The 24756-nt window shown below is 42.3% G+C and carries 26 protein-coding genes; 16 read left to right on the forward strand and 10 right to left on the reverse strand.

Annotation, left to right across the window (positions count from 1 at the left end):
• Positions 1 to 51: 51 nt before the first annotated feature.
• The 3 genes from EO130_RS09765 to EO130_RS09775 all read left to right on the forward strand — a co-directional run bounded on the left by EO130_RS09765 (position 52) and on the right by EO130_RS09775 (position 2691).
• A complete protein-coding gene (locus tag EO130_RS09765; RefSeq protein WP_127141329.1) occupies positions 52 to 504 on the forward strand; it encodes an Lrp/AsnC family transcriptional regulator in 453 nt (150 codons plus the stop codon).
• Positions 505 to 555: 51 nt separating this feature from the next.
• Positions 556 to 1989 carry an alpha/beta hydrolase gene (locus EO130_RS09770; RefSeq protein WP_241244334.1) on the forward strand — a complete coding sequence of 478 codons (1434 nt, stop codon included), beginning with the start codon at positions 556 to 558 and terminating at the stop codon, positions 1987 to 1989.
• A 63-nt stretch (positions 1990 to 2052) separates the two neighbouring features.
• Positions 2053 to 2691, forward strand: coding sequence for a DUF1684 domain-containing protein (locus EO130_RS09775; protein WP_127141331.1), 639 nt, complete (start codon positions 2053 to 2055; stop codon positions 2689 to 2691).
• A gap of 32 nt (positions 2692 to 2723) precedes the next feature.
• Here EO130_RS09775 and EO130_RS09780 read toward each other — a convergent pair whose 3' ends face one another.
• From EO130_RS09780 to EO130_RS15620, 5 genes are all read right to left on the reverse strand, one after another.
• A complete protein-coding gene (locus tag EO130_RS09780) occupies positions 2724 to 3473 on the reverse strand; it encodes a DUF6733 family protein (RefSeq protein WP_206513144.1) in 750 nt (249 codons plus the stop codon).
• Positions 3474 to 3793: 320 nt separating this feature from the next.
• On the reverse strand, positions 3794 to 5050 hold the full coding sequence (locus EO130_RS09785) for an ammonium transporter (protein WP_127141332.1): 1257 nt from the start codon (positions 5048 to 5050) through the stop codon (positions 3794 to 3796).
• Positions 5051 to 5075: 25 nt separating this feature from the next.
• A complete protein-coding gene (locus EO130_RS09790) occupies positions 5076 to 5414 on the reverse strand; it encodes a P-II family nitrogen regulator (protein WP_127141333.1) in 339 nt (112 codons plus the stop codon).
• Positions 5415 to 5686: 272 nt separating this feature from the next.
• The gene (gene crcB / locus EO130_RS09795; protein WP_127141334.1) at positions 5687 to 6058 is read right to left on the reverse strand and encodes a fluoride efflux transporter CrcB; all 372 of its coding nucleotides are present in this window, start codon (positions 6056 to 6058) and stop codon (positions 5687 to 5689) included.
• A gap of 313 nt (positions 6059 to 6371) precedes the next feature.
• Entirely contained in the window at positions 6372 to 6560 is a 189-nt protein-coding gene (locus EO130_RS15620) for a hypothetical protein (RefSeq protein WP_127141336.1), read from the reverse strand.
• A gap of 39 nt (positions 6561 to 6599) precedes the next feature.
• Here EO130_RS15620 and EO130_RS09810 point away from each other — a divergent pair, with 39 nt between their 5' ends.
• Positions 6600 to 6986, forward strand: a complete 387-nt coding sequence (locus EO130_RS09810) for a pyrophosphohydrolase domain-containing protein (protein WP_127141337.1) — start codon at positions 6600 to 6602, stop codon at positions 6984 to 6986.
• A gap of 24 nt (positions 6987 to 7010) precedes the next feature.
• Here EO130_RS09810 and EO130_RS09815 read toward each other — a convergent pair whose 3' ends face one another.
• Positions 7011 to 8087, reverse strand: coding sequence for a branched-chain amino acid aminotransferase (locus EO130_RS09815; RefSeq protein WP_206513145.1), 1077 nt, complete (start codon positions 8085 to 8087; stop codon positions 7011 to 7013).
• Positions 8088 to 8192: 105 nt separating this feature from the next.
• Between EO130_RS09815 and EO130_RS09820 the strand changes: the two genes are divergently transcribed.
• From EO130_RS09820 to EO130_RS09865, 10 genes are all read left to right on the forward strand, one after another.
• Positions 8193 to 8666 (forward strand): DUF4920 domain-containing protein, encoded by a 474-nt coding sequence (locus tag EO130_RS09820; RefSeq protein ID WP_127141338.1) that lies wholly within the window; start codon positions 8193 to 8195, stop codon positions 8664 to 8666.
• Entirely contained in the window at positions 8663 to 9328 is a 666-nt protein-coding gene (gene mnmC2, locus EO130_RS09825; RefSeq protein WP_127141339.1) for a tRNA (5-methylaminomethyl-2-thiouridine)(34)-methyltransferase MnmC2, read from the forward strand. The genes EO130_RS09820 and mnmC2 overlap by 4 nt, the downstream gene beginning before the upstream one ends.
• Before the next feature lie 137 nt (positions 9329 to 9465).
• A complete protein-coding gene (locus tag EO130_RS09830) occupies positions 9466 to 10410 on the forward strand; it encodes a TIGR01777 family oxidoreductase (protein ID WP_127141340.1) in 945 nt (314 codons plus the stop codon).
• A gap of 147 nt (positions 10411 to 10557) precedes the next feature.
• Positions 10558 to 11133 carry a nucleotide exchange factor GrpE gene (locus EO130_RS09835; protein WP_127141341.1) on the forward strand — a complete coding sequence of 192 codons (576 nt, stop codon included), beginning with the start codon at positions 10558 to 10560 and terminating at the stop codon, positions 11131 to 11133.
• Positions 11134 to 11139: 6 nt separating this feature from the next.
• Positions 11140 to 12261 (forward strand): molecular chaperone DnaJ, encoded by a 1122-nt coding sequence (gene dnaJ / locus EO130_RS09840; RefSeq protein WP_127141342.1) that lies wholly within the window; start codon positions 11140 to 11142, stop codon positions 12259 to 12261.
• 181 nt (positions 12262 to 12442) lie between these two features.
• Positions 12443 to 13381 carry an ABC transporter ATP-binding protein gene (locus tag EO130_RS09845; protein ID WP_127141343.1) on the forward strand — a complete coding sequence of 313 codons (939 nt, stop codon included), beginning with the start codon at positions 12443 to 12445 and terminating at the stop codon, positions 13379 to 13381.
• Complete coding sequence (locus EO130_RS09850; protein ID WP_127141344.1) at positions 13371 to 14714, forward strand: ABC transporter permease; 1344 nt, start codon at positions 13371 to 13373, stop codon at positions 14712 to 14714. Before EO130_RS09845 ends, EO130_RS09850 begins: the two co-directional genes overlap by 11 nt.
• A 4-nt stretch (positions 14715 to 14718) precedes the next feature.
• Complete coding sequence (locus EO130_RS09855) at positions 14719 to 15606, forward strand: mechanosensitive ion channel family protein (RefSeq protein ID WP_127141345.1); 888 nt, start codon at positions 14719 to 14721, stop codon at positions 15604 to 15606.
• 45 nt (positions 15607 to 15651) lie between these two features.
• Positions 15652 to 16509 carry a DUF6268 family outer membrane beta-barrel protein gene (locus EO130_RS09860; RefSeq protein WP_241244335.1) on the forward strand — a complete coding sequence of 286 codons (858 nt, stop codon included), beginning with the start codon at positions 15652 to 15654 and terminating at the stop codon, positions 16507 to 16509.
• A gap of 10 nt (positions 16510 to 16519) precedes the next feature.
• The gene (locus EO130_RS09865; RefSeq protein ID WP_127141347.1) at positions 16520 to 17683 is read left to right on the forward strand and encodes a sigma-54-dependent transcriptional regulator; all 1164 of its coding nucleotides are present in this window, start codon (positions 16520 to 16522) and stop codon (positions 17681 to 17683) included.
• Here EO130_RS09865 and EO130_RS09870 read toward each other — a convergent pair whose 3' ends face one another.
• Complete coding sequence (locus EO130_RS09870) at positions 17684 to 18385, reverse strand: hypothetical protein (RefSeq protein WP_127141348.1); 702 nt, start codon at positions 18383 to 18385, stop codon at positions 17684 to 17686. It abuts the gene before it with no gap.
• Positions 18386 to 18566: 181 nt separating this feature from the next.
• Between EO130_RS09870 and EO130_RS09875 the strand changes: the two genes are divergently transcribed.
• Together EO130_RS09875 and EO130_RS09880 are read left to right on the forward strand one after the other, a co-directional pair.
• Positions 18567 to 19451: a PPK2 family polyphosphate kinase gene (locus EO130_RS09875; protein WP_127141349.1), complete on the forward strand. Its 885-nt coding sequence runs from the start codon at positions 18567 to 18569 to the stop codon at positions 19449 to 19451.
• Positions 19448 to 20845, forward strand: coding sequence for a M20/M25/M40 family metallo-hydrolase (locus EO130_RS09880; protein WP_127141350.1), 1398 nt, complete (start codon positions 19448 to 19450; stop codon positions 20843 to 20845). The genes EO130_RS09875 and EO130_RS09880 overlap by 4 nt, the downstream gene beginning before the upstream one ends.
• A 93-nt stretch (positions 20846 to 20938) precedes the next feature.
• On the opposite strand, the gene EO130_RS09885 is transcribed toward EO130_RS09880, so the two are convergent.
• From EO130_RS09885 to EO130_RS09895, 3 genes are all read right to left on the reverse strand, one after another.
• Positions 20939 to 21502, reverse strand: a complete 564-nt coding sequence (locus tag EO130_RS09885) for a PepSY domain-containing protein (RefSeq protein ID WP_127141351.1) — start codon at positions 21500 to 21502, stop codon at positions 20939 to 20941.
• Between the two features lie 142 nt (positions 21503 to 21644).
• Entirely contained in the window at positions 21645 to 21932 is a 288-nt protein-coding gene (locus EO130_RS09890) for a hypothetical protein (RefSeq protein ID WP_127141352.1), read from the reverse strand.
• 67 nt (positions 21933 to 21999) lie between these two features.
• Positions 22000 to 24639, reverse strand: coding sequence for a DEAD/DEAH box helicase (locus EO130_RS09895; RefSeq protein WP_127141353.1), 2640 nt, complete (start codon positions 24637 to 24639; stop codon positions 22000 to 22002).
• Between the last annotated feature and the right edge of the window lie 117 nt (positions 24640 to 24756).

Here is a 24756-nt window from a genome sequence, read left to right on the forward strand (position 1 = left end):
AGTTTAATTTTACCTTTGAAAGTAAAATAATAGTACTTAATTACTTTATAAATGAAGATAGATGATTTGAATTGGCAAATACTGCATCATTTACAAAAGAACGCAAGGGAATCGTTTGCCAATATTGGTAGAAAAGTAGGTCTTACACCTCCTGCAGTGGCGGAGCGGGTCAAAAAAATGGAAGACCTTGGTATTGTGGAAGGCTATGGTGCGAAAATCTCGTATGTAGAGGCAGGCTATCAATTCAAGGCAATTATCATGTTGCGAGCCTTTATGGGAAAGCTAAAGCCGTTTTTGGATAAGGTGAAGACCTTTGAGGAAGTGGTGAATTGCTACAGGATCACGGGCAACGAAAATATCATTATGGAGGTGGTGTTGCGAGATCAGTCACACTTGGAAAAATTTATAGACGAGCTTATCGTGTATGGTGAGTGCCGTACTCATATTGTATTATCCAATGTTGTTGGGAATGCCCCCATCAAAAAAAGCAAAACAGTGAAGTAGATGTCATTTTAATTTGATAAATTCAGAGTAAACTTTGGCCAGATTTTTGTTATGAAAAAAATTATGAGAAAAGCATATCTGTTACCGCTCCTGACTATTTTTTGCACGGTTCACCTATTTTCGCAACAAATAGTACTTCGAAAAGGGGAGATCATCGAGAATCTTCCGGTCAATGATACCACCCAAAACACCTATTCCTTATATATCCCAAAGGATTTTTCCAAGGATAAAAAATGGCCCCTGCTCTTGTTGGCCGATATGGAGGGGAATGACAAAAAGGTGATTTCCATGTTTTTGAACGCTGCGGAAGAGGAAGGTTATGTTTTGGCGGCTCCAAAGCTATATGATAGTATTTCGCTGACCAATAAAATGGTATTGATAGGCAATACCATCCAGCGGGTCGGTGATATGTTGCCCATTCATACGGACCGTATCTACACAGGTGGTGAGGATTCCAGTGGTCGTTTTGCCACGCTGGCACCCGTATTGCTCAATGGGGTAAATGGTTCTTTGGCTATTGGTGCATCACTGGCCAATAGCGAATTGATCAATGTGAAAAAACCATTTCACTTTGTGGGCATTATAAGCAAGGAAAACTATAATTACCCTTATATGCTCACGGATGCCAAGCTTTTGGACCGTTACAAATTTCCCAATCAAGTGCTGATCTACGACGGCAATGGGGAGTGGCCTAGCACCGCCTATATCCAAAAGGGCCTCCAATTGTTCACCTTGGATGCTATGGGCAGAAAATGGATACCTAAGGATTCGGCATATATTGAAAACGCCTACCGGGAGGATCTGGAAAAAGTAAATCAATTAAAGGAAATTGGCGATTTGTTATGGGCCGAACAGTACATGACCGAGATGATGTCCATGTACGGACCTTTTAAAAACACCGATTCCCTTAGGTTGGAACAACGGGATTTAAGGCGCGACAAAGAGTTTAGGGTAATGCAAAGAGCTGAGAATGTAGCCTTTTTACAGGAATCCATCTTAAAGGAAGATTACCAGTATTATATGGATGACGATATGTACACACATAACTTTAATAATTTGGGATGGTGGAACTATCAAATGGGGGAGATAGGCAAGTTTATCGCCAGTCCAAAGCCTTTTGAGAGGCAAATGGGACATCGATTAAAGGGATATGTGAACGCATTGGCAGAAGATAGTGTGACCCTTATATTGGCAGAGGAAGTGGTGGACGAGGACGCGCTAGCCTTTTTGTATATGCTAAAGACCATCTTAGATCCCGAGAATACGGAATATTATTTCAAAATTATCTCTTTGAGTGCTAAAAATGATGATTTTGGCACCTCTTTGTTCTACCTGGAAGAACTATTGAAAAAAGGATTCAAAGATCGGGAAAAAATATATAGTTTGGAGCATACCGCACTCCTTCGCATCACTCCAGAATTCAATGAAATGGTATCAAAATATTTGGAAGATGCCAGATATGATATCAAAATAGAAGATAATTAAGCCCATCTTGTCTTGCCATTTGTTTGTTTAGGATAAGCTGTATTTTTGTACAAATACTTCAGGATGAAATATGCAGTCTTACTTTTGGCAATTGGTTTGGTGGCCTGTGGTCAAGGTAAAAAGTACCACGACGAGGAAGAAACAGTTGCCGCCGCATCCGGTTTGGTGGCAGAAATCTTAGCATACCAAAAAAAGCAGAACGAAAGTTTCAAAGACCCCGATTCTTCTCCCTTGCCCGATAAATACCGTAAGGATTTTGAAGGATTGGACTTTTTTGAGCCCGATACCTCCTATATAGTTCACGCAAGATTTGAAAGGACTCCTGATGCCGAACCCTTTTTGATGCCAACAACAACGGACAGACAAACTCAGGAAGTAGTTTACGGAATTGCCCATTTTACCTTGAACGGTAAAGAACATCAATTGGAAGTGTACCAAAGTTTGGGCCTAATGGACGACGAGGAATTTGAGGATTACCTGTTTTTGCCATTCTTGGACGAAACCAACGGCGAAGAAACTTACGGTGGTGGCCGCTATATCGACCTTTCCATTCCCGATGGCGATACCCTTGTCATAGATTTTAACCGAGCGTACAATCCCTATTGTGTGTACAACAAAAAGTTCTCCTGCCCTCTAGTGCCAAGGCAAAATTATTTGAGAACTAAGGTGAGAGCAGGAGAGAAAAACTTTAGTATCGATTGATCATATAAGTTTTAAGGATTTTCGGTCTCTTTTTAGAGGGAAATAAAGAAAGACAGTTTGTAAAAGTCATTTGGGGCAAATCGTTCATCCTCATCGGCTAAGTTTCCTCCGAACGAAAACCTCAAGCCTGCATTACCTTTTTGAAACTGAACGTATGGTCCTAGCCAAACATAACCGTCCACTCTGTCAAGTTCTCCACCGCCGTTTATTTGGCCACCGGAAAGGAATAGCTCTTCAAAATGTCCTCCAACGGAGAAAAAATCTGTTACTTTAACGCCAAGGTTCGCCCAATAATGCACATAGTTGTTTGTGGCTTCACCTGCTGCGGTCTCATCGCTCAATGCCCCATAATACCCAAAATAGAATTGACCTTCGAGCAAATCGGTTCCTAGGTTAACGGTTAGGTTAGGAACAATACCATCCCCAATAATCCCAGGTTGTGAGGCGCCGCTCGAAAGTAGGCTTCCCATGGTAAAGCCCAATTGCGGATTGATGTCAAACGCACCAATGGTTTTGTTGTAGCCAACTCCAAATTCAGTCCATTGGCCCCAAGCCGAACCTGTACCAGCACCCCATTGAATGCCGTAAAACGTTAGGGCATCAGTATCGCTCAAGGAATAGGAAAGCGCCATCATGGGATTAAAGCCAAAAAAGGCATCGTGATTTAGCGTTAGACTTGCGCTAAGTTTGTCGTCACTGCTAGGAGCATCTTGTGCTACACCTTTGGAAATAAACATTAGGCCAGCGACTAACGTAGTTGCAAATAATTGTTTTCTCAACATGGTTTCTGATTTAAAAGGATTAATAATGCTTTTATGATTAATATGAGCCTGTACAGCGAATCAGGAATTTGTCCGAATAAAATGATCGGGATAGACTAAACTGGGGTTTTGCTCCTAAAAGCCTCTTGGTATTCAATCGAATCTCAACCAGTTCTGTGAAAAAACTTTTTTTAGTAATTTGGCAGAAAATGACCGCGTTTGTTATCATAGTTTTATGGACCTTCAAGAGGGTTGTAAAATGAAATGATTGAGTTTATGAACGAAGAGGTTGTTTCGCGGAGCGTTTGGCAGAACGCTCCGCTTCTCTTTATGATATGTATTTAATGTTGGTTCATCCTAAAATCTGGGTAGGCGTCCATCCCGTGTTCATGAATGTCCAGACCGTCGATTTCTTCTTCTTCTGAAACACGTAGTCCCATGGTCTTCTTGATCGTAAACAAAAAGATAAATGCAAAGCAGGAACAAAATGCGGCTGTAGCGCCAATGCCGGCCAACTGTACCAAAAATTGGTCTAAACCGGCTTTATTTCCAAAAATGCCCACAGCCAAAGTTCCCCAAATACCGCAGATCAAGTGAACGGTTACGGCACCTACTGGGTCATCAAGTTTGATACGATCGATAAGGGCTATTCCAAATACAACGATTATGCCCGCGAGGACGCCAATTATGACAGCTTCATTTGGGGACATTTGGTCGGCACCCGCAGTGATACCGACTAGACCTCCCAAGATTCCGTTCAAGAACATGGTTATGTCATAGTTTTTGTACAGTATTGTTGATGTAATAAAAGACGAGATACCTCCGGCGGCGGCGGCCAACGAGGTGGTGACCAGAACCAAGGAGGTCAGGGCTGGGTCTGCCGATAACACCGACCCCCCATTAAACCCAAACCATCCCAACCAAAGGATGAGCACTCCTGCCGCGGCAAGCGGTAAATTGTGCCCTGGGATGGCATTTATGGTGCCGTTTTTCCCAAATTTGCCAACACGGGCCCCAAGGAGATAGATGGCAATCAAGGCTGCCCATCCTCCAACTGAATGTACCAACGTGGACCCTGCAAAGTCGTGAAACCCTTCTGCTTCACCGAAAGATAGTGAAGAAAGAAACCCGCTTCCCCATTGCCAAGAACCTACGATGGGATATACCAATCCAACATACAAAAGGGTAAACAACATAAATGCCCCCAATTTAACCCGTTCGGCGACCGCACCGGAAACTATGGTGGCAGCCGTAGCAGCAAACATTCCCTGAAAAAGGAAATCGGTCCACCAAGTATATCCGCCATCGGCATATGCTGGGGTCATCCCATTTTCTGGAGCCGCAATACCGAACCCTGCAAATTTCAAAAATCCGATATCACCATCTTCAAACCCGGGATACATCAGGTTGAATCCGCCTACATAGTAAAGTAAAAGTCCGGCGCAAATGATAAATACATTTTTGAAAAGGATATTAACGGTATTTTTTTGTCTGGTAAGCCCAATTTCCAAAAAAGAGAACCCAAGGTGCATAAAGAACACCAAGCCGGCACAAACCATCATCCATACATTATTTGCGGTAAATAATCCTGCTTCCATATTTTAAGTATTGTTTTTTAGATAATTAGTTGATTCCAGCGGTTCCACTTTCCTTTGTTCTGATCCTGTAGGCCTCAATGACATCGGACACGAAAATTTTTCCATCACCAACGTTGCCGGTGCTGGCTGTATCCAGTAAAACATTCACTGTTCTTTCCAGAAAGTCATCGCTTACCACGATTACCAGATACCTTCGTTGTATGTCCGAGGTACTATAGGATATACCACGGTACACATGTCCCTGTTTTTCATTTCCGACCCCAGTTACATCCCAGTAACTAAAGAAGTTGACCTCAATTTGATGGAGGGCTCTCTTTACCTCGTCAAATTTGGATTTTCTAATAATTGCCTCGACTTTTTTCATGATTAAAAAATTAATTCATGCCTCAAATATATAAGATATTGAAGGATACCTACTAAAAGTATAGGGTATGTATCTAATTTTTGATGGTATAAAAAAAATACCCCTATTAATTTAGGGGTATCTTATTCTGAAAACATTTTTCCTGTCAATTTGTTGATTTTATTTTAACATTAGGGTGTTTTTAATGAATTTTCATGGGTTAAAATGAAACTTTTTATGAATTATGTTTAATCTTTAACAAATTATATCGGTAAAACCGTAATATGTAACTATTAAAGATACTTGGAAAGCCAAAGCCCAACGACTACGGCCAAAATACCGACAACAATGCTGGAAATCATGTAAATGGCAAAATGCAGTAGGTCGCCATTTTTTAAAAGCGAATGTTTTTCGAAGGCAAACGCAGAAAAGGTAGTGAAACCACCGCAAAACCCAGTGGCCAAAAATAGGGTGTTGTTGTAGGAAAGCAAGTTCCCTTTTGCAGATAGTCCCAAGAAGAGGCCAATGAGCAAACAACCAACAATATTGACCAAGAATGTGCCCAAGAAAAAATGGAAGAACAAGGGATTGAGGGATTTTGAGATAAGATAGCGCAACACGCTTCCTAATCCCCCGCCCAAAAACACAAGAAAGGCCTGTTTCATGCCTTAAAGGTACAAACTAAACCGCTTCCTTATATTCGGCCTCTACCGTCTCTCGGGGGAAAATTTTGGTAGTAGAAGTCTCTGGAATTCGTTGAATCGGCTTTAAGAATCTTTCCTTGGCTCCATTGACACTGAAAATCAATAGAATGGCATTAATCGCAAGCAAAACAAATAGAATACTAAAAAAAACAGTCATTTAGGTTAGGTGCTAAATTAATGTTAAACAAAAGTACGACTTTTCCTATGAGAACGAAATGGAACGGATACTATTGTTGCCAAACCGTTCATTTTTGTGGTAAAGCCAAATCTGTTGTTAATTTTTAAGAAAGTACTTAATTATGAAGAGGATAATTATAAAGATTATGAACGAAAGCAAGATCCAGATAACGCCCTTGTAGTTTTTTTTGTGCAATTTTTTATCCTTTCGGTAAGAAAAGGCAATAATTACAACAAAAGCGATGAAAAATAAGGCGGCAAAAATGAGCTGTCCCGTGCTGAACATATTTTATATTTTTATGCAAAGCTAAATCAAAATTAAGTAATGAAAAGTAAAATTAAAGCCGTGGAGTTGTTCCACAATTCCTTTGGACTGGGAGTTTTGCATAAGCCCAAGGCCAATTTGGGTCCTGAAAAGAACATATTGAGGTTTAATTTGATGGACGAGGAAAACAAGGAATACTTGGAAGCCGCGAACAGGGGCGACTTGGTGGAAGTTGCCGATGCATTGGGCGATATGCTCTATATTTTGTGCGGAACCATTTTGGAGCACGGCATGCAATATAAGATTGAAGAGGTTTTTGAAGAGATACAGCGGAGCAACATGAGCAAACTTGGTGCCGATGGGAAGCCTATTTACAGGGAGGATGGAAAAGTACTCAAGGGCCCCAATTACTTTAAACCGGATATCCAGACCATTATGGATAAATAAAAAAAGCGCCAATCGGCGCCTTTTTTATTCTTGTGAGACGACTTCTTGTCGCCATCCAAATGTGTCTGCTGCACGGTTGTATTGAATGTCCGTGATTCTTTTCTTTAAACGGGAAGCATAGCTTTCCTCCAATTCGGGAAGGTCATAATCCTTGCCACTATAGCCAAAGCCAGAGATAGGTGATATTACGGCCGCAGTGCCTGCTCCGAACATTTCCTTGAGGGAACCGTTCTCGGCGGCTTCCACCAATTCGTGTACCGATATTTTTCTCACTTCGGTTTTAATGCCTTCGTCCTCAGCAATGTCCAGAATACTTTTTCTAGTGATACCATCCAGGATACGATCGCTCGTAGGAGCGGTCATCAAAGTGTCGTTGATACGCACAAAAACGTTCATGGCGCCGGCTTCTTCGATAAACTCGTGGGTATTGTCATCTGTCCAGATCACTTGTTGATACCCCTTGTCGGCTGCCAATTTGGTGGGATAGAACTGTCCGGCATAGTTGCCACCTGCCTTTGCGTAGCCAACACCACCATTTGCGGCACGAGAGTAGGTCTCTTCGATCAATACTTTTACCTTACCGGAAAAATAAGAACCCGAAGGCGCACATGCGATAATAAATTTGTACTCGTTTGCAGGGGAGGCATGGAACCCATTTCCTGAAGCAAACACAAATGGTCTTATATATAAGGAACTGCCGGGGTTTGTTGGTATCCAATCACGCTCCAAATCGATAAGGGCGTTCAATCCCTCCATAAAGTAAGCTTCTGGAATTTCAGGAATGGCCAATCTTTTGGCTGATTTGTTCAACCGCCTGCAGTTTTCTTCAGGTCTAAAAAGCCATACCTTTCCATTTTCATCTTTATAGGCTTTCATACCCTCGAAAATAGACTGTCCATAATGGAAAATCTTTGCGGAAGGGTCTAAGGTAATCGGTTGGTAGGGAACAATCTTTGGGATTTCCCATTTCCCATTTTTATAATCACAGACCAGCATGTGATCCGAATACACACTTCCAAAGGAAAGGTTGTCAAAATCCACCTGCTCAATCTTCGAAGATTTTGTTTTTTCAATTGCTATTTTATGGGCCAATGTTTCCATATCAGTTATATTTTCAGGCTAAAATTAGCTAATTATTGTTAGTTTTGGACTTTTCTCAAATCTAAATATGATACTTATTCCTAATTCATTTAAATCTTATCAAAAATGAGGGTTTTTAACATTTTCACTGTTTTACTACTAGGTGTTTTCTTGGTTTCCTGCAAGCAAGAGACCATAAAGGGAGACTATTTTGGCGAAGAATTTGCAATTTCGGACGAGGCTTCAAAAACTGCAACACCTTACGACCAGATTATAGCGACAGATTCGTTGCAGACCCAGATGGTAGGCGAGATCAAAGAGGTATGCCAAGCCAAAGGCTGTTGGATGAAAGTTAAGCTGGAGTCCAATGAGGAAGTTTTTGTCCGTTTCAAGGATTACGGCTTTTTCGTGCCCAAAGATGCCGCTGGTAAAAGGGTTGTCATGAATGGTGCGGCCTTTTTTGAGGAAATGTCCGTAGAAGACCAAAGGCACTACGCCGAAGATGAAGGGGCATCGGAAGATGAGCTAGCCCTGATTACCGCACCAAAGAAAACCTTCAGGTTCGAGGCGGACGGTGTGTTGATCGAAAGCCAACCTTGAAACGAAAAATCATCACAACTGGGGACGGTTCCAAAACCATCCAAATAGAGGACTGGAACGAACAGTATCATTCCAAACACGGAGCTATTCAGGAAGCATACCATGTTTTTATTGAGCACGGTCTCAGATTGTTGAACAAAACCGAGGTCTCGATCTTGGAAATTGGTTTTGGAACAGGTCTTAATGCACTGATTACTTTTTTGGAAGCCCCCAAGCTGGAGCTAAAAGTTGACTATGTTGGTGTAGAAGCGTATCCTGTATCTATGGAGGAAGTTGACGCCTTGGACTATGCCCAGCAGTTGGGTGTGGATGGATTACAGGCTCCCTTCCAATCAATGCACAGTACACCATGGGAAAAGCGCATATCCATCAGGGATGACTTCTCACTTTGCAAGCAAAAAAAGGATTTTAAGGATATTGATGTACAAAACTTGTTCAATCTTATTTATTTTGATGCATTCGGGGCGCGGGTGCAGCCCGAACTGTGGACTGAGGAACTCTTTAAAAAGATGTACGAGGCCGCAAAGCCCGGGGGTGTCTTGGTCACCTATGCTGCCAAAGGTAGTGTACGAAGGGCTATGCAAGCGGTCGGTTTTACGGTAGAAAGATTGCCCGGTCCACCGGGAAAACGTGAAATGCTCCGGGCCACCAAAACCATCTAGTTCCCAATAATCTGTTAAGGAAGGTCTTTTCGCTTGTCATAAATTGTTTTAAAGTTTGAACAAATATGTTAAACCTAAATTAAGGTCTCATAAACAGTCGATTAAACCTATAACTTTGTCACAAAGAATAGGATAGTATGAAGGTGTTGATTACAGGAGCTACGGGATTGGTAGGGCAGGCCATTGTAAAGGTACTGCACCAAAAAGGCATTCCCGTTAATTATTTGACCACAAGCAAGGACAAAATCTCCACTGCTGAAGATTACAAAGGGTTTTATTGGAATCCGGCCAAAGGAGAGATTGATTTGGATTGTTTTGAGCATGTTCAGGCAATTATCAATTTGGCGGGTACCAGCATTGCCAAGCGCTGGACGCCAGAGCATAAAAAAAAGGTGCTCTCCAGCAGAATTGATAGCTTGCGTACCCTTAAAAAGGGAATGGAACAGTCCGAACACCAAGAGGTGGAATGTTTGGTCTCAGCATCGGCCATCGGTATTTATCCAGATTCTACCAGTGCATACTACGACGAAACTACTACAGAAACGGACAATGGATTTTTGGGCGAAGTGGTCACCAAATGGGAGTCCGAAGCCGATGCTTTCGAAGCATTGAATATTGACGTAGCCAAAATTAGGATAGGTTTGGTCCTGTCCAAGGAAGGAGGAGCCTTGCCCAAAATGGCCATGCCCGTGAAGAACTTCGTGGGCGCACCCATCGGTAGCGGTGAACAGTGGCAATCCTGGGTACATATCGAGGATTTGGCCCAATTGTTTGTCTTTGCCGTGGAAAACAATATGACAGGGGTGTACAATGCCGTAGCACCCAACCCCGTAACCAATACAAAATTGACCAAGGAGCTCGCTAAAGTTTTGGACAGGCCTTTGTGGTTGCCCAATGTACCAGCCTTTGTTTTAAAGTTGGTTTTGGGTAAAATGGCAACGCTACTATTGGCCAGTCAGAGGGTGAGTGGTAAAAAGATAGAGGATGAGGGCTTTGTTTTTCAATATGCCAATATTTGTCAAGCACTTAAGGAGATTTACGCATCACAGGAAAATGGCGTTCCCGCATCTTTGGAGGTGTAGCGATGATGCCTTCTACTAGTTAAATTCACTTTGTCACCATATAAAGACCGCTTCGGCGGCTTTTTTTATGTTTTGCGGTGACATTTTGACATTTTTGGACAATTGGCAGTACTTTTGCCATTTCAAATCCGAATAAAATAATTGAACATGAGCAATAAAAGTAAGGTTGAGGAAATGGAAGATGAGCCTAAAAAAGGGCAAACCGAAGAGAGTACTGAGCTGAACGATGAGCATATAGAGGCCGAACATACCGAGGCAAACGAAGAGGAAAAATCCGAAGAAGAGCAGTTGCGCGAAGATTTGGCCAAGGAAAAGGAAAAATTCCTAAGGCTTTTTGCAGAGTTTGAAAACTACAAACGCAGAACTTCCAAGGAACGAATGGACCTGTTCAAAACAGCAGGGCAAGAGGTCATGGTGGCACTGCTTCCCATTTTGGATGATTTTGACAGAGCGTTGAAGGAGCTTTCCAAGTCGGACGACAAAGAAATGTTCAAGGGCGTGGAGCTTATCAGCAACAAATTTAAGGAAACCCTTAAAAATAAAGGCTTGGAAGAAGTGGATGCAAGTGCAGGGGATGCTTTTGATGCGGAGGTGCACGATGCCATCACCCAAATTCCCGCACCGGACAAGAAAATGAAAGGGAAGATTATCGATGTGGTGGAGAAAGGCTTCAAGCTGGGAGACCGAATCATCAGACATCCAAAAGTAGTAGTTGGAAACTAGAATTTTATGAAGGAGGATTATTACGACATATTAGGAGTCTCCAAAGGAGCCTCGGCCGCAGAAATCAAAAAAGCCTACCGAAAAAAAGCCATTGAGTTTCATCCGGATAAAAATCCTGGCGATACCAAGGCGGAGGAAATGTTCAAGAAATCTGCAGAGGCCTATGAAGTCTTGGGGAATCCTGACAAAAGGGCAAAATACGACCAGTTCGGTCACGCAGCCTTCGATGGAAGCGGTGGATTTGGCGGTGGCGGTATGAACATGGACGACATCTTTAGCCAATTCGGTGACATTTTTGGCGGAGCCTTTGGGGGCGGTGCCGGATTCAGCGGATTTGGTGGATTTGGCGGCGGACAGCGCAGGGCCAAAGGTAGCAATCTTCGCATCCGTGTAAAATTGACCTTGGAAGAGGTGGCCAACGGTGTTGAGAAAAAGGTGAAGGTCCGTCGTAAGCGACAAGCAGAAGGAGTTACCTATAAAACGTGTCCCACCTGTAATGGTACAGGACAAATCACTAAAATCACCAATACCATTTTGGGCCGGATGCAAACGGCTACTACTTGCACCACTTGTGGCGGGGCAGGCCAGTCTATTGACAAAAGACCGGCCGGAGCCGATGCACAGGGTCTAACGGTAGAGGAAGAGACCGTATCCATCAAGATTCCGCCAGGTGTGGAAGATGGGATGCAGCTCAAAGTTACAGGAAAAGGAAACGATGCGCCGGGCAATGGTATCGCGGGGGATTTACTCGTAGCCATTGAAACGGTGGAGCATGAAACCTTAAAGCGTGAGGGTGACAATTTACACTACGATTTGTACATCAGTATTCCAGAAGCTGTACTGGGCAGTTCCAAGGAAATTGATGCCATTGGTGGAAAAGTGAGAATAAAATTGGAGCCTGGACTTCAATCCGGAAAAATTTTGAGACTCCGTGGAAAAGGAATTAACAGCCTGAATGGTTATGGCGCAGGAGATTTATTGGTTCATGTAAATGTGTGGACACCAAAAACGGTGAACAAGGAACAGAAGGAGTTTTTTGAACGAATGCAAGACGATGAAAACTTCGCTCCAAGGCCCGAAAAATCGGATAAATCCTTTTTTGAAAAGGTAAAAGATATGTTCTCTTAAAAATTAGAACGGTCTGTTTAAATAAAAAACGTATATTTGAAACTGATGTTGGGTGACCGATATCTAATTTTCTTTTTCATAGCAATTTTTTTCCCATCCTTGATTCTTTTAAGGGTGGGTTTTTGTTTTTAGGGAAAACGCAGGTATGCTTCAATTGCATATCTTTGGAAAAATTGTTTACATGGATCATATCCTTGTTGCCAAAAATGTGACCAAAACGTATGGTGACTACACAGCGTTGAGCAACATTTCGCTTCAAATTCCCAAGAATTGTATTTATGGACTATTGGGTCCCAACGGAGCTGGCAAAACCTCATTTATCCGAATCATTAACCAAATCACCTATCAAGATGCTGGGGAACTATGGCTCAATGGCGAGCCCTTGGCTCCAAAGCACATTGCATCCATAGGCTATTTGCCCGAGGAACGTGGTTTGTATAAAAGTATGAAGGTGGGCGAACAAGCCTTATACTTGGCCCAGTTAAAGGGGCTGTCCAAAGCAGAGGCCAAAACACGGTTGGCCTATTGGTTCGACCGTTTGAACATTGGCGACTGGTGGGACAAGAAGATTCAGGAACTCTCCAAGGGGATGGCGCAAAAGATTCAGTTTATTGTTACGGTATTGCACGAACCCAAATTGTTGATTTTTGATGAACCCTTTAGTGGATTTGACCCCATTAATGCCAATATCATAAAGGACGAAATACTGCGATTGAAGGAAAATGGAACTTCCATTATATTTTCTACCCACCGCATGGAATCCGTGGAAGAGCTTTGTGAGTACATTGCGCTGATTCACAAATCGGAAAAAATATTGGACGGTAAGCTTTCCGATATCAAAAGGGCATACAAGAACAATATCTTCAACGTTGGTGTCCATATGGAAAAGGATGCAGATGTTTTTATCAAGTCTTTGGAAGAAAAATTCAATATTCTTTCGTCACAAATAGACCCTGTAGAGCGCCAATTGAACTTTAAGGTGCAACTGCCCTCGGCACATACTGGTGAAATTTTAGCAGCACTTTCAAAGGTCTCCAATATTAACAGGTTCGAGGAAACCATACCATCGGCCAACGATATTTTTATTCAAACCGTAAATAGTAAGGACAATGGCAAGTAAGCTAGGGCTAATCATAAAACGTGAATATTTGGCCAAAGTGCGGAATCGTTCTTTTATTGTAATGACCATTTTGAGTCCGATTCTTATTGTGGGAATGATTGTACTTATCGCTTTTTTGACCAAGATCAATGACGACGAAACACGTGTAATCACCGTTTTAAACGAAAGCACCTTTTATCAAGATGCGTTTAAGCCATCCAAGAACATATCTTTTTTGCAGTTCAAGAACTTGACGGTCGAGCAGGCCAAGGATTCCACAAATGCCTTGGAATACTATGGATTGCTCCACATTCCCGAAGGGGCAACCGTGGAGGAAGTTTCCAAGTCGACTTTCCTTTTTACCAAGGATAACCCGAACACTTCCGTGACCAAGGAATTGGAGAACGTTTTTCAAAATCGTTTGCGGCAGGAACGTTTGCAAAAATTGGGAGTGACCCCAGAGCAGTTTTCCAGTGTTGAAAAACCATTTGAAATTAATCTTTCCACTTTTGATGGGGAGCGGAGCATTAGGGGGGTCAATGAAATTAAGGCCATCATTGGTGGAAGCTTTGGTTATGCCATTATGATGTTCATTATTATTTACGGAGGTTTTGTGATGCGCAGTGTGATCGAGGAAAAGACGAGCCGAATCATTGAGGTGATCATATCATCCGTAAAACCATTTCAGTTGATGCTGGGAAAGATTATTGGCAATTCCTTGGCCGGGGTGACCCAATTTTCCATCTGGATTGTTTCCGCCTCAGCTTTGTTGTTTGTGGCGGTGTTGATTTTCGGGATAGACCTAAGCGCCTTGTCGGACAATAGTGCCATGCCGCCAAACGCCATGGGGGGTATGTCGGAAATGGGCGGAATGGACGGAAAAATGTTGATGTACGCCAAGGAAATCTATGGCATTCCCTGGGGGTTGCTCATTGTTTCGTTCTTTATCTACTTTGTCTTGGGCTATTTGATTTACAGCTCCATTTATGCGGCCATTGGGGCAGCGGTTGACAATGAGACGGACACACAACAATTTATTTTCCCTATTATATTACCTTTAATGTTGGCGATTTATGTTGGGTTCTTTTCCGTGTTCAGCAATCCACATGGACCCATTGCCGTAGGGTTTTCGTTATTTCCGTTGACTTCGCCCATTGTAATGCTGATGCGTTTGCCAGGAGGTATTGGGGAAGGCGGTGTACCTTTATGGCAATTTATAGTGTCCGTTTTACTGTTGGCCGTTACCTTTTTAGGGATTGTATCATTGGCGGCAAAGATTTATAGAACGGGTATTTTGATGTACGGTAAGAAGCCTACGTACAAAGAATTGTTTAAATGGTTGAGATATAAGTAGGATTATGCAAGACGGAACGGAAGACATAAAGGAGATTATCAAGGAAGACGTTTGGGGATCCATTAAAAACTTTTTGGACCTCGGATTTCATATTGGCGAAGGAGAAAAGGCCATAGACCTTACTATTGGACTTCTATTGCTCTTGACAGTCACAATTGTGGTGGTAAAATTCCTCCTAAAATGGTTGCGGTACATCTTTACCCGTAAAATGCAGCAGGAGGACAAACAAAAGTTTACCAGCGTATTCAAGTTTATCAATTATGTCATTTATATCATAGCAGTACTGGTCACCTTGAGTGCCGCCGGGGTGGACATTACCTTGGTCATTACGGCGTCTGCAGCCCTTTTTGTTGGTTTGGGACTTGCCCTGCAAGAACTGTTCAAGGATGTTTTGGGTGGAATCTTCATCATTATTGACAAATCCCTTCAAGTCGGCGATGTGGTCGAAGTGGATGGCAAAGTAGGTAAGGTGTTCGAAATTAAGCTCAGGACCACAAGAGCCATCACTCGGGATGATAAGGTGTTGATCTTGCCCAATCACAAATTTATTAGTGACATCGTATATAACTATACCCAAAATCACAGGACTACCAGGGAAAGAGTAAGTGTAGGCGTTGCCTATGGCAGTGATGTGGATTTGGTGACCAAAATTTTGGAAGAAGTGGCATTCAACCAAAAACAAGTACTCAAAAATCCCAAGCCTTTTGTGCTCTTTGAGGATTTTGGTGACTCGGCCCTCATTTTTTCGATTTACTTTTTTACCAACGACACCTTTAGGGATCCCAGGATAAAAAGTGAAATGCGCTATAAAATTAATACCAAATTCAAGGAGAACAACGTTACTATACCGTTCCCGCAGCGCGATGTACATATTTTTCAGCCAAAACAATAGAAAGCGATAAAAACTTCAGCCCATCATAGTACAATCTGGAAGTCATTGGCTTTCATTGTAATGCTTTGCAGTTCCGGATTACGTGCTCAGAGTACGGATATTTTTCGATTGGAATACCTCAATATTCCAGAGAACGATAGCGGTGTAAAAACACAACGCTATAAGGCGTTGCTCAATTTTCCCATCCAACTGAACGATAATAAGGACTACCTGGTCACAGGCGCCGAATATAATCGTTTTGATATGGGATATTCCGCAGAATTGCCGTTTGACAAAAAGGAGATGATCAGGTTCCATGTTATCGACTTTAATTTGGGAATGGTCAAAAAATGGAACGAGAATTGGAATTTAGTGGCCATTTTAACCCCAAGGATAGCTTCCAATTTATTGGATGGAGTATTGCGGGACGATTTTTTTATGAATGCCTCGGCAGCCTTTTGGAAGGAAAAGCCAAAGGCCGACAAGCCTTTCAGGATAGTTTTGGGGCTAACGTATAACAGTACCACGGGGATTCCTGTTCCACTGCCCCTCGTCCATTATTATAGAAGGTTTCACCCAGATTGGTCTTTTGTTATGGGGGTCCCAAAATCCAATCTAAAATATCATTTAAACGAAAAGCACAGTTTGGAATTGGCACTGTTCTTGGATGGTTACTTTTTGAACCTTCAAAACGATATTATTTTGGACAATGGATTGGCAGCTTCCCGAATTTCCTTCAATACCTTGGTGGGAAGTCTAGGCTATCAATACAACCTATCCAAGAGTATGTCCTTTTTCGCGATTGCCGGAAGCAGTGTCTACCAAGAAGGTAAATTAAGGGACAAAGATCGTGGCGAGGTGTTTTTATTCAATAACGATTGGAATTTTTATATTAGAACGGGCTTCAAAATCGGAATATTTTAAAAAGCAGCATATGTCAAAAATACTGGTAATAGAGGACGAATCAGCAATTAGAAGGGTATTGGTCAAAATATTGGCCGAAGAAAACGATAGCTACAATGTGGTAGAGGCCGAGGATGGCCTTGCCGGTATGGAGGTTATCAAAAAGGAGGATTTTGACCTAGTGTTGTGCGATATCAAAATGCCAAAAATGGATGGGGTGGAAGTGCTTGAGGCCGCCAAAAAGATAAAACCCGAGATTCCTTTTATCATGATTTCCGGTCACGGTGATTTGGATACAGCGGTAAATACCATGAGGCTGGGGGCGTATGACTATATTTCCAAGCCACCGGATTTGAACCGTTTGCTTACCACAGTGCGCAATGCATTGGAACGAAAAGAACTTGCCGTGGAGAACAAGGTACTCAAGAAAAAAGTCTCCAAAAATTATGAAATGATCGGCGAGAGCAAGGAAATCGAAGCCATTAAAGAAATGATAGAAAAAGTGGCCCCAACGGATGCAAGGGTGCTCATTACTGGTTCCAACGGTACTGGAAAGGAATTGGTGGCTCACTGGGTGCACCAAAAGAGCCCACGTTCATCTTCCCCGTTTGTTGAGGTCAATTGCGCTGCCATCCCCTCGGAGTTGATAGAAAGCGAACTTTTTGGCCATGTAAAGGGTGCGTTTACTTCGGCAGTAAAAGATAGGGCCGGAAAGTTTGAAGCTGCCAATAAGGGTACCATATTCCTTGACGAGATAGGGGATATGAGTCTTTCTGCACAAGCCAAGGTACTCCGGGCATTGCAGGAGAACAAGATCAGCCGGGTCGGTTCCGATAAGGACATCAAAGTGGATGTTCGCGTACTTGCTGCCACGAATAAAGATCTAAAGAAAGAAATTGAAGATGGAAAATTCCGCGAGGACCTCTACCACCGTTTGGCGGTCATCTTAATAAAAGTACCCTCTTTGAACGATAGAAGGGACGATATTCCGTTATTGATCGAACATTTTTCCAAAAAGATAGCTTCCGAACAAGGAACGACCCAAAAGAGCTTCTCCAAAAAGGCCATCGATTTGCTCAAAAGTTATGACTGGACAGGTAATGTTCGGGAATTGCGAAACGTGGTCGAGCGCCTCATCATTCTAGGTGATAAGGAAGTATCCGAGGAGGATGTAAAACTCTTTGCCAGCAAGTAATCAGTTGCAATCGCCCAGTTGTTGCAGGGCCTCTTGCGTCAAGGTTTTCACTCTTTGATGGTATTCCTTTTTATGCTGGGAAAGTTCAGTGTTCAATAAAATTAAACGGGATTCCTCATAAATATTGGTGATAAATCGGTGCGCTTCGTTGCACTCCACTTCCGCCACGACCTTATCCAACGAGGATTCAAACCCAAGTAAACACTGGTGTACCTGCTTTTTTACTGTTGACCCCTGTGTCAAAAGCGAGCCATCCTGGAAATCAATAACATTCTTGGTGTTCAACACCAGCACATTGCTGCCATACTCACTGGATGTCTCCTGTGCAAAAGCATTAAGCACGTTCCCTCCGATAGTAGCCGTTTCCAAGGCTTTGTGCAAAGCGGATTTTGATTTTTTCAAATCACTGGATTTGGTCGCCGCCTTTAAATGGGATAGGGTATTTTCCAAACTTTCCAAAGCTCCTTCGCAACCGCAATCCAAAAAGTTCTCCCGGGTCTTTTCAATACCGTTGAGTGCTTTGTAGGCATGGTACTTTGCCATTGGCAAGGCGTCGGCCTTGATTGCATCTTGAATCTTACTTTTGATATATTCCAAATTGGAACTGGCGTATTGGCAGGCATTGGCCGGCTTGGTGAAGGATGTCATAAAGCATAGGCCCATAGCAAGGGCCATAAGTAGGATACTCTTTTTATTTTCCATAACGCTATACTGATTTGGGACGTGGCGTCATTGATTTTCATAAAGTTACATTTTCATCGTTCGGATGGACAAATAGATCGATTAAATCCCGATCTTGAGGTATAAGAGGTCAAACCATCGACCAACTGCACTTTTTGTGTAAGGGTTGAAGGAATAATCAAAAAGGACTATATTCAAACCTATGAAAGAAATCAATACAGAAGATTATCGGGTCAAGGGAGAAGTCCGATTATCGGAAATAGCTACCTATCAGGATTTTGGTGCATCCAAGGACGAACTCAAAGAACAATTAAAGGATATTAGAAAAGACCTTGGCGATTTCCAAGATACGCTTTACGCACATGCAAAATATGGGGTCCTGGTCTGTTTGCAGGGAATGGATACAGCAGGCAAAGACAGTTTGATTCGTGAGGTCTTCAAGGATTTCAACGTGAGGGGAGTGGTGGTACATAGTTTTAAGGTGCCCTCCACCAAAGAGAAGAAGCACGATTACCTTTGGCGGCATTATATAGCCCTGCCGGAAAGAGGCAAATTTGCCGTATTTAACCGAACCCATTACGAAAATGTGTTGGTCACCAAGGTTCATCCCGAATATATTATGGCAGAGAACATTCCGAAAATTGATTCGGTGGATGATATTGATGAGGCTTTTTGGGAAAGACGCTACGAACAGATCAATGCCTTCGAAAAACACATTGCCGAGAATGGTACCATAATTTTTAAGTTTTTTCTGCATCTATCCAAAGAAGAGCAACGCCATCGGTTGTTACGGCGCATCCGTTTAAAGCAGAAAAACTGGAAATTTTCTCCAGGCGATTTGGAAGAACGTAAACTATGGAACAAATACGTTGCCTGCTATGAAGAGGCATTGGGCAAGACTTCGAAAGAGCACGCCCCATGGTTTGTGGTTCCAGCCGATAACAAAAAGGCGGCCAGGGTCATTGTGGCAACCATTCTTATGGAAGCGTTAAAAAAGTACAAAGATATCGAGGAACCTGAGTTGGACGATGAAATAAAGGCTAATTTAGAAATCTTTAAACAGGAATTGGAAAAAGAAACTACATGAGAACTGTTCTATTTTTGGCCATGTTGATGGTCAGCACCTTCTTTTTTGCCCAGACCGAGGACGAAAAACAGATTAAGGCGATTTACGATGAGGCATTGACCAATGGCAAGGCCTACGATTGGCTCAATTATCTGTCCAATCAAATTGGTGGGCGACTCTCTGGCTCCGTTCAGGCACAGCAGGCCGTTGACTATACCAAGGCGCAGTTGGACTCCTTGGGTTTGGATAAGGTATGGCTACAGCCCGTTATGGTGCCCAAATGGGTCAGGGGCATTCCTGAGTTTGCCTATTTTGAAACCAAACCGGGACTAACGACCAATGTGCCGATTTGTGCGCTAGGGGGTTCGGTGGCTACCCCAGATGGTGGCCTTAAGGCCAACGTAGTGGAGGTGAAGGGTATTGAAGACCTCGAAAAATTGGGTAGAAATGAAATTGAAGGTAAGATTGTTTTTTATAACAGGCCTATGGACCCTACGCTCATTAATACTTTTGCCTCCTATTCCGGATGTGTGGACCAACGCTATTCTGGTGCGGCGGAGGCTGCTAAATATGGGGCCGTTGGAGTTATAGTCCGGTCCATGAACCTTCGGTTGGACGATTATCCGCATACAGGTTCCATGGGTTATGGTGACACTCCTGTTAATCAACGAATTCCTGCCGCGGCCATTAGTACCAACGGGGCCGAACTGTTGAGTACAACTTTAAAACTGAACCCCAACGCTAAGTTTTACTTCAAACAAAACTGTAAGCAACTGGAAGATGTGCAATCGTACAATGTGATTGGACAGATTACGGGAAGTACATATCCTGAAGAAATCATGGTGGTAGGAGGGCATTTGGACTCTTGGGATTTGGGAGATGGGTCCCATGATGACGGAGCTGGATGTGTGCAGAGCATGGATGTCCTTCGTCTTTTGAAGGAGACTGGGTACCGTCCCAAGCGAACCTTGCGTGTGGTACTTTTTATGAACGAGGAGAACGGATTGCGCGGCGGAAACAAATATGCCGAGGTAGCACGTAGCAAAAATGAAAGGCACATCTTTGCCTTGGAAAGTGATTCTGGCGGATTCACGCCCAGAGGCTTTTCAATTGATGCCACTCCCGAAAATGTACAACAGATTCAGGGTTGGAAGGAGTTGTTCGAACCGTATCTGATACATTTATTTTACGAAGGGGGAAGTGGAGCCGATATTGGACCACTAAAAGATGAGGGGATTGTTTTGGCAGGATTGCGTCCGGATTCCCAACGGTACTTTGACCATCATCATGCCGAAAACGACACCTTTGAGCACGTGAACAAGCGGGAACTGGAATTGGGAGCGGCCACTATGGCCAGTTTGGTGTACCTTATCGATAAGTACGGAACCATACCAACCAAAAAGATAAAAGGATAAACAGGGTAGATTTCGAACAAAAATTCGTCAGTTCGAGTTGGTTTTCGCAAAAAGTGTAGAAAACGAGTATCGAGAACGGTTCTTCTTGGAGTTTTAGGCCTTGTTGGCTTTTCTCATACGCTTGGGACCATACCATAGCCAAAACCCAGTGATCGTGAAGATCAATAGGGAAACTCCCATGACTGAGGTGTAAATCAGTTTAAAATATCCCTCCAAACCTAGATAGTCATCTACCAACGACCCGTCATGAATGTTTTCTAGAAAGTCGGACCTTCGTTTGCCGATGGAAAGCACATTACCTGTGGCTCCGTCCAATTGTACTTCATAAAAAGAGTCCACAAAAACAAACTTTACCGATCCCTTTTCCTTGCGCATGTCGATTCGGTCTATTTCCAAGGAAAGGTCTGGTGAAACCTCACTGTGCAAGGTGGTACAGGCAATGGTGTGTAAACTATCAACGGGCAACCATTGCTTAAGGTCGGCTGTAGTTCCCTTTTGTGTTTTGGGAAGGATATATCCATTGGAGTTTTTTTTCCAGCCCAAAAAAAGACCTGAAATCGAAATGAAAAAGAAAAAAATGAATAGTAGAGCCCCTGTGGTTCGATGTACTTTTCTAAATATGCGTAATACTTTGGCTTGCTTCTTCCGTTTGCCCATTCTTGCCCGTTAAAAACCCTAAATATCCATAAATTTTATGGAACGCAAATAGGGGGATTTATCCAAATTGAGGTGGACACTAGGTATTTAACAAAAATTTTAGAAAACGCGTGGTTGTATACGATTCAGAGGTAGCGATATCCTAACTTCCGGCGAAGGGAGTTCCAAATACACCTATGGCTAATTCTGCCCAGACCAATAAAAAAACAGCAACAAAAACTGCGATGGCCAAAACTCGTTTAGGTAATGCTTTGACTTTTCTGAGGGCCAAATCAATGGAAAGGCCCAAAGCCAACAACAATCCGCCTGCCACTATAAAATCGAACAAAGACCATTGCACTTCCGGTGAAAACTGCATGGCGGTAAAGGGTAGGGCGAGCAATGCCAAAATGGATAATAGGATGATAGTTTGTCTTTTGCTTATGGTCATGGCGATAATTTTTGTGAAATTAAAGATAAAGTTTCATTGTAGAAAAATTTGATTTTAAATAAAAAATTCACATTCCACCAATCAATTCTTTTGCTTTGTCCAACGTATAAGCTCCGTCCACTTCTTTTTTGTCAAAAATCATAAAATAGGCAAAGTCATTTCCTGCTTGCTTTTCCCATTCGTTTCCAAGTCGGCATTTTGCTGCACTATCTGCATTGTCCAAATGGTCACCTTTCGTTTCTACTAAAATTGTCTTGCCCGATTTTGTCCGCATAATAAAATCAGGGTAGTGGTTGGCTTTAAATCCATTAATGTAAAATCCTTTTCCACGTTCTAAATTCCTATGCCAAAACTCAATGTTTGAAGATGTTCCGAGTTCCATTGCTACTCGTTCTTCAAAGTTGTTCATTGAGCCTTCTTTTTCGTAAAGTGAGTTACCAATCGAAGAACCCGTATTTCCTGGAACAATCTCCTTACTTAAATTCCAATTTCCTTTGACGTTTATACGTTTCGACTTGATTAAATCCATAAATCGACCTTCGGCATATGAATCTGATAATTTTCTAATGTGAACCTTGATTTTGTCAGTGTAGCTCCATTTACGCACCAAAACATCTCTTAATTGCTCAGTACTCATACTGTTTAGAATACGACCAATGTAGACTTTGATTTCTTGGTCTGGAATAGGGTACATGTTTCCGATAATCTGCATCATTTGATGTGTGATGTCGGTTATCTGGTTTTCTTTTGGTTTTGCCAAAATGTATTCCGCAATTGGGTCTTTTACCAAGTTGTCTTCAATTTTTGTAAATGATGGCCTGTACTCGTTTTTCTTGGCTTCTTCCAAATCAATTTTATACAAATCAGAAGAGATTTGGTCAAAGTCAATTTTGATGTCTTCATCTGACAGCTTGAAGCCTTTGAGCAAAGATTCACGGTTAAGTAATTCTTCGTCCGTTCCAAAAATGTCGCTTGCCGTTACCTTGATAAAGAATTGTGGAAACTCGATTTTATCTATAAACTCCTTGTAGGCTTCTTTAACCTTGTAGCGTTTTACTATATCACCCATTTCTTGAAAAATATTTTCGTCAACAGGCTGTCGTTCCTGTTCTTTTATTTGTTCTTCTAACTGTCGGTTTTGTTCTTCCGCAATGGCTTCAATTTCATCAATTACCGTTGTTGTTTCAGGTTCTTCTTCATCTGCATTTGGGTCAAACGTTACTCGATTGGTGTCGATGTTTTCATCTTCTTCTTGTTGCGTTTGTTGTTCAGGGAAAAGAAACGATTCAACAGGGTCAGCCGTAACTGTTTTCTTTTCTTCTTCGGTCATTTTATCGACTTTGCGATAATCTTTTTCGCTGAATCCTGATTCTTGCAAGCCTTTGACAATGCTTTGTAAAGTCTCGTTGAATTTGACAGATGCCGTTAAAACATACGAAAGGTTTAATTGAAATGATTTGTGCCTTTGCACATAAGGCTGGCGCAATACACGACCTAAAATTTGCTCCACATCTACTGCACTAGATTTGTCGGCTAATGAAGCTAAGATGTAAGCAAATGGACAGTCCCAACCTTCTTTCAAGGCGTTGATGGTTATAATGTAGCGGACTTCACATTCCTTGCTCATCAAGTCAATGCCTTTCAATTCGTCAATGTTGGCAGTCTTGATTTTGATTTGATTCTCGGGAATCCCCAAACTCAACAACTGTTCTTTCAACTTCTCGAAAGTTGTATTGTCGTTATTGGTTTTGGGTTGAGCCTGAAACAGCACAATGGGTCTGATGTATTTACCCCCTTCGGCTTCTTGCTTTTTGGCGAGGTTCTCCAGCTTGCGTTGCAAGTGCAAAGCGTTATTTATGACTTCCGTTTTATCGTGGTTGTTGTAAACGATTACAGGAAGTTTTACCATGTGTTCTTTTTTCAATTCTATAGCAGGAACAAGACTTACTATATTGCTATTTTCTTTTGGTGTAGCCGTTAAATCGAGAATGAAAGATGGATTCAGGTTCTTGAGCATATCCACACTCAAATCACTTTCTGCATTGTGGCTTTCGTCCACGACTAAGACAGGGTTGAGATAACGTAATACATTAATTAATGCCGTGTCGTCAACACCGTCCAAAATATGTTCACTGTTTTTGAATTGTGATACAAATGCTTCTAACTGACCATTTTCTTGATAAACCTTTCTGTCGTCCTTGTTTCTTGCTCTTAAACTGGCAAAGCTCATTACGAAAATACTCAACTGGTCTTTTACCACCGTTGGGTTGAAGTTTGAGCCTTGCAATAAATCTTCTTTTTGATAGACTTCTACTCGGTGATTGAAAAGTATATTGAGTTTTTGTCTGTACGGATGCTCTGGATTGGAAAGTGCATCAACAGTCTGTTGCAAAAGGTTACTCCAAGGCACAAGCCAAATCACGGCTTTTGGTTTACTGGAATCATAAGCCTGAAAAATGGAATGCAAAGCATTTACGGCAATAAAGGTTTTACCACCTGCCGTTGGCACTTTCACGCACACATGTGCCGCATTTGGGATGTTGTTTTTGTAGGGCTGCATTCCTGTGCCATCCAATGGATTGTATGGACCTATTTTATCTTCCCAATACTGGTTGAAGGCTTTGCCTAAATCTTTTTGCTCTTGAACGTAGGTCAAGTATTCTTCAAGATTTTCAATTACTTTCTGTTGGTAGCTCTTTAATTCCATATTTCTAAAATTTTAACGTGCACAACATTTGTTATTTTCTTGTGCAGTCCCTAATTCTATGCACAACAAAACCATATTTCTTGTGTATACTTTATTTCTATGCACAACAAAACACCA

The sequence above is a fragment of the Flagellimonas marinaquae genome, assembly GCF_003992675.1.
Classification (GTDB): Bacteria; Bacteroidota; Bacteroidia; order Flavobacteriales; family Flavobacteriaceae; genus Flagellimonas; species Flagellimonas marinaquae.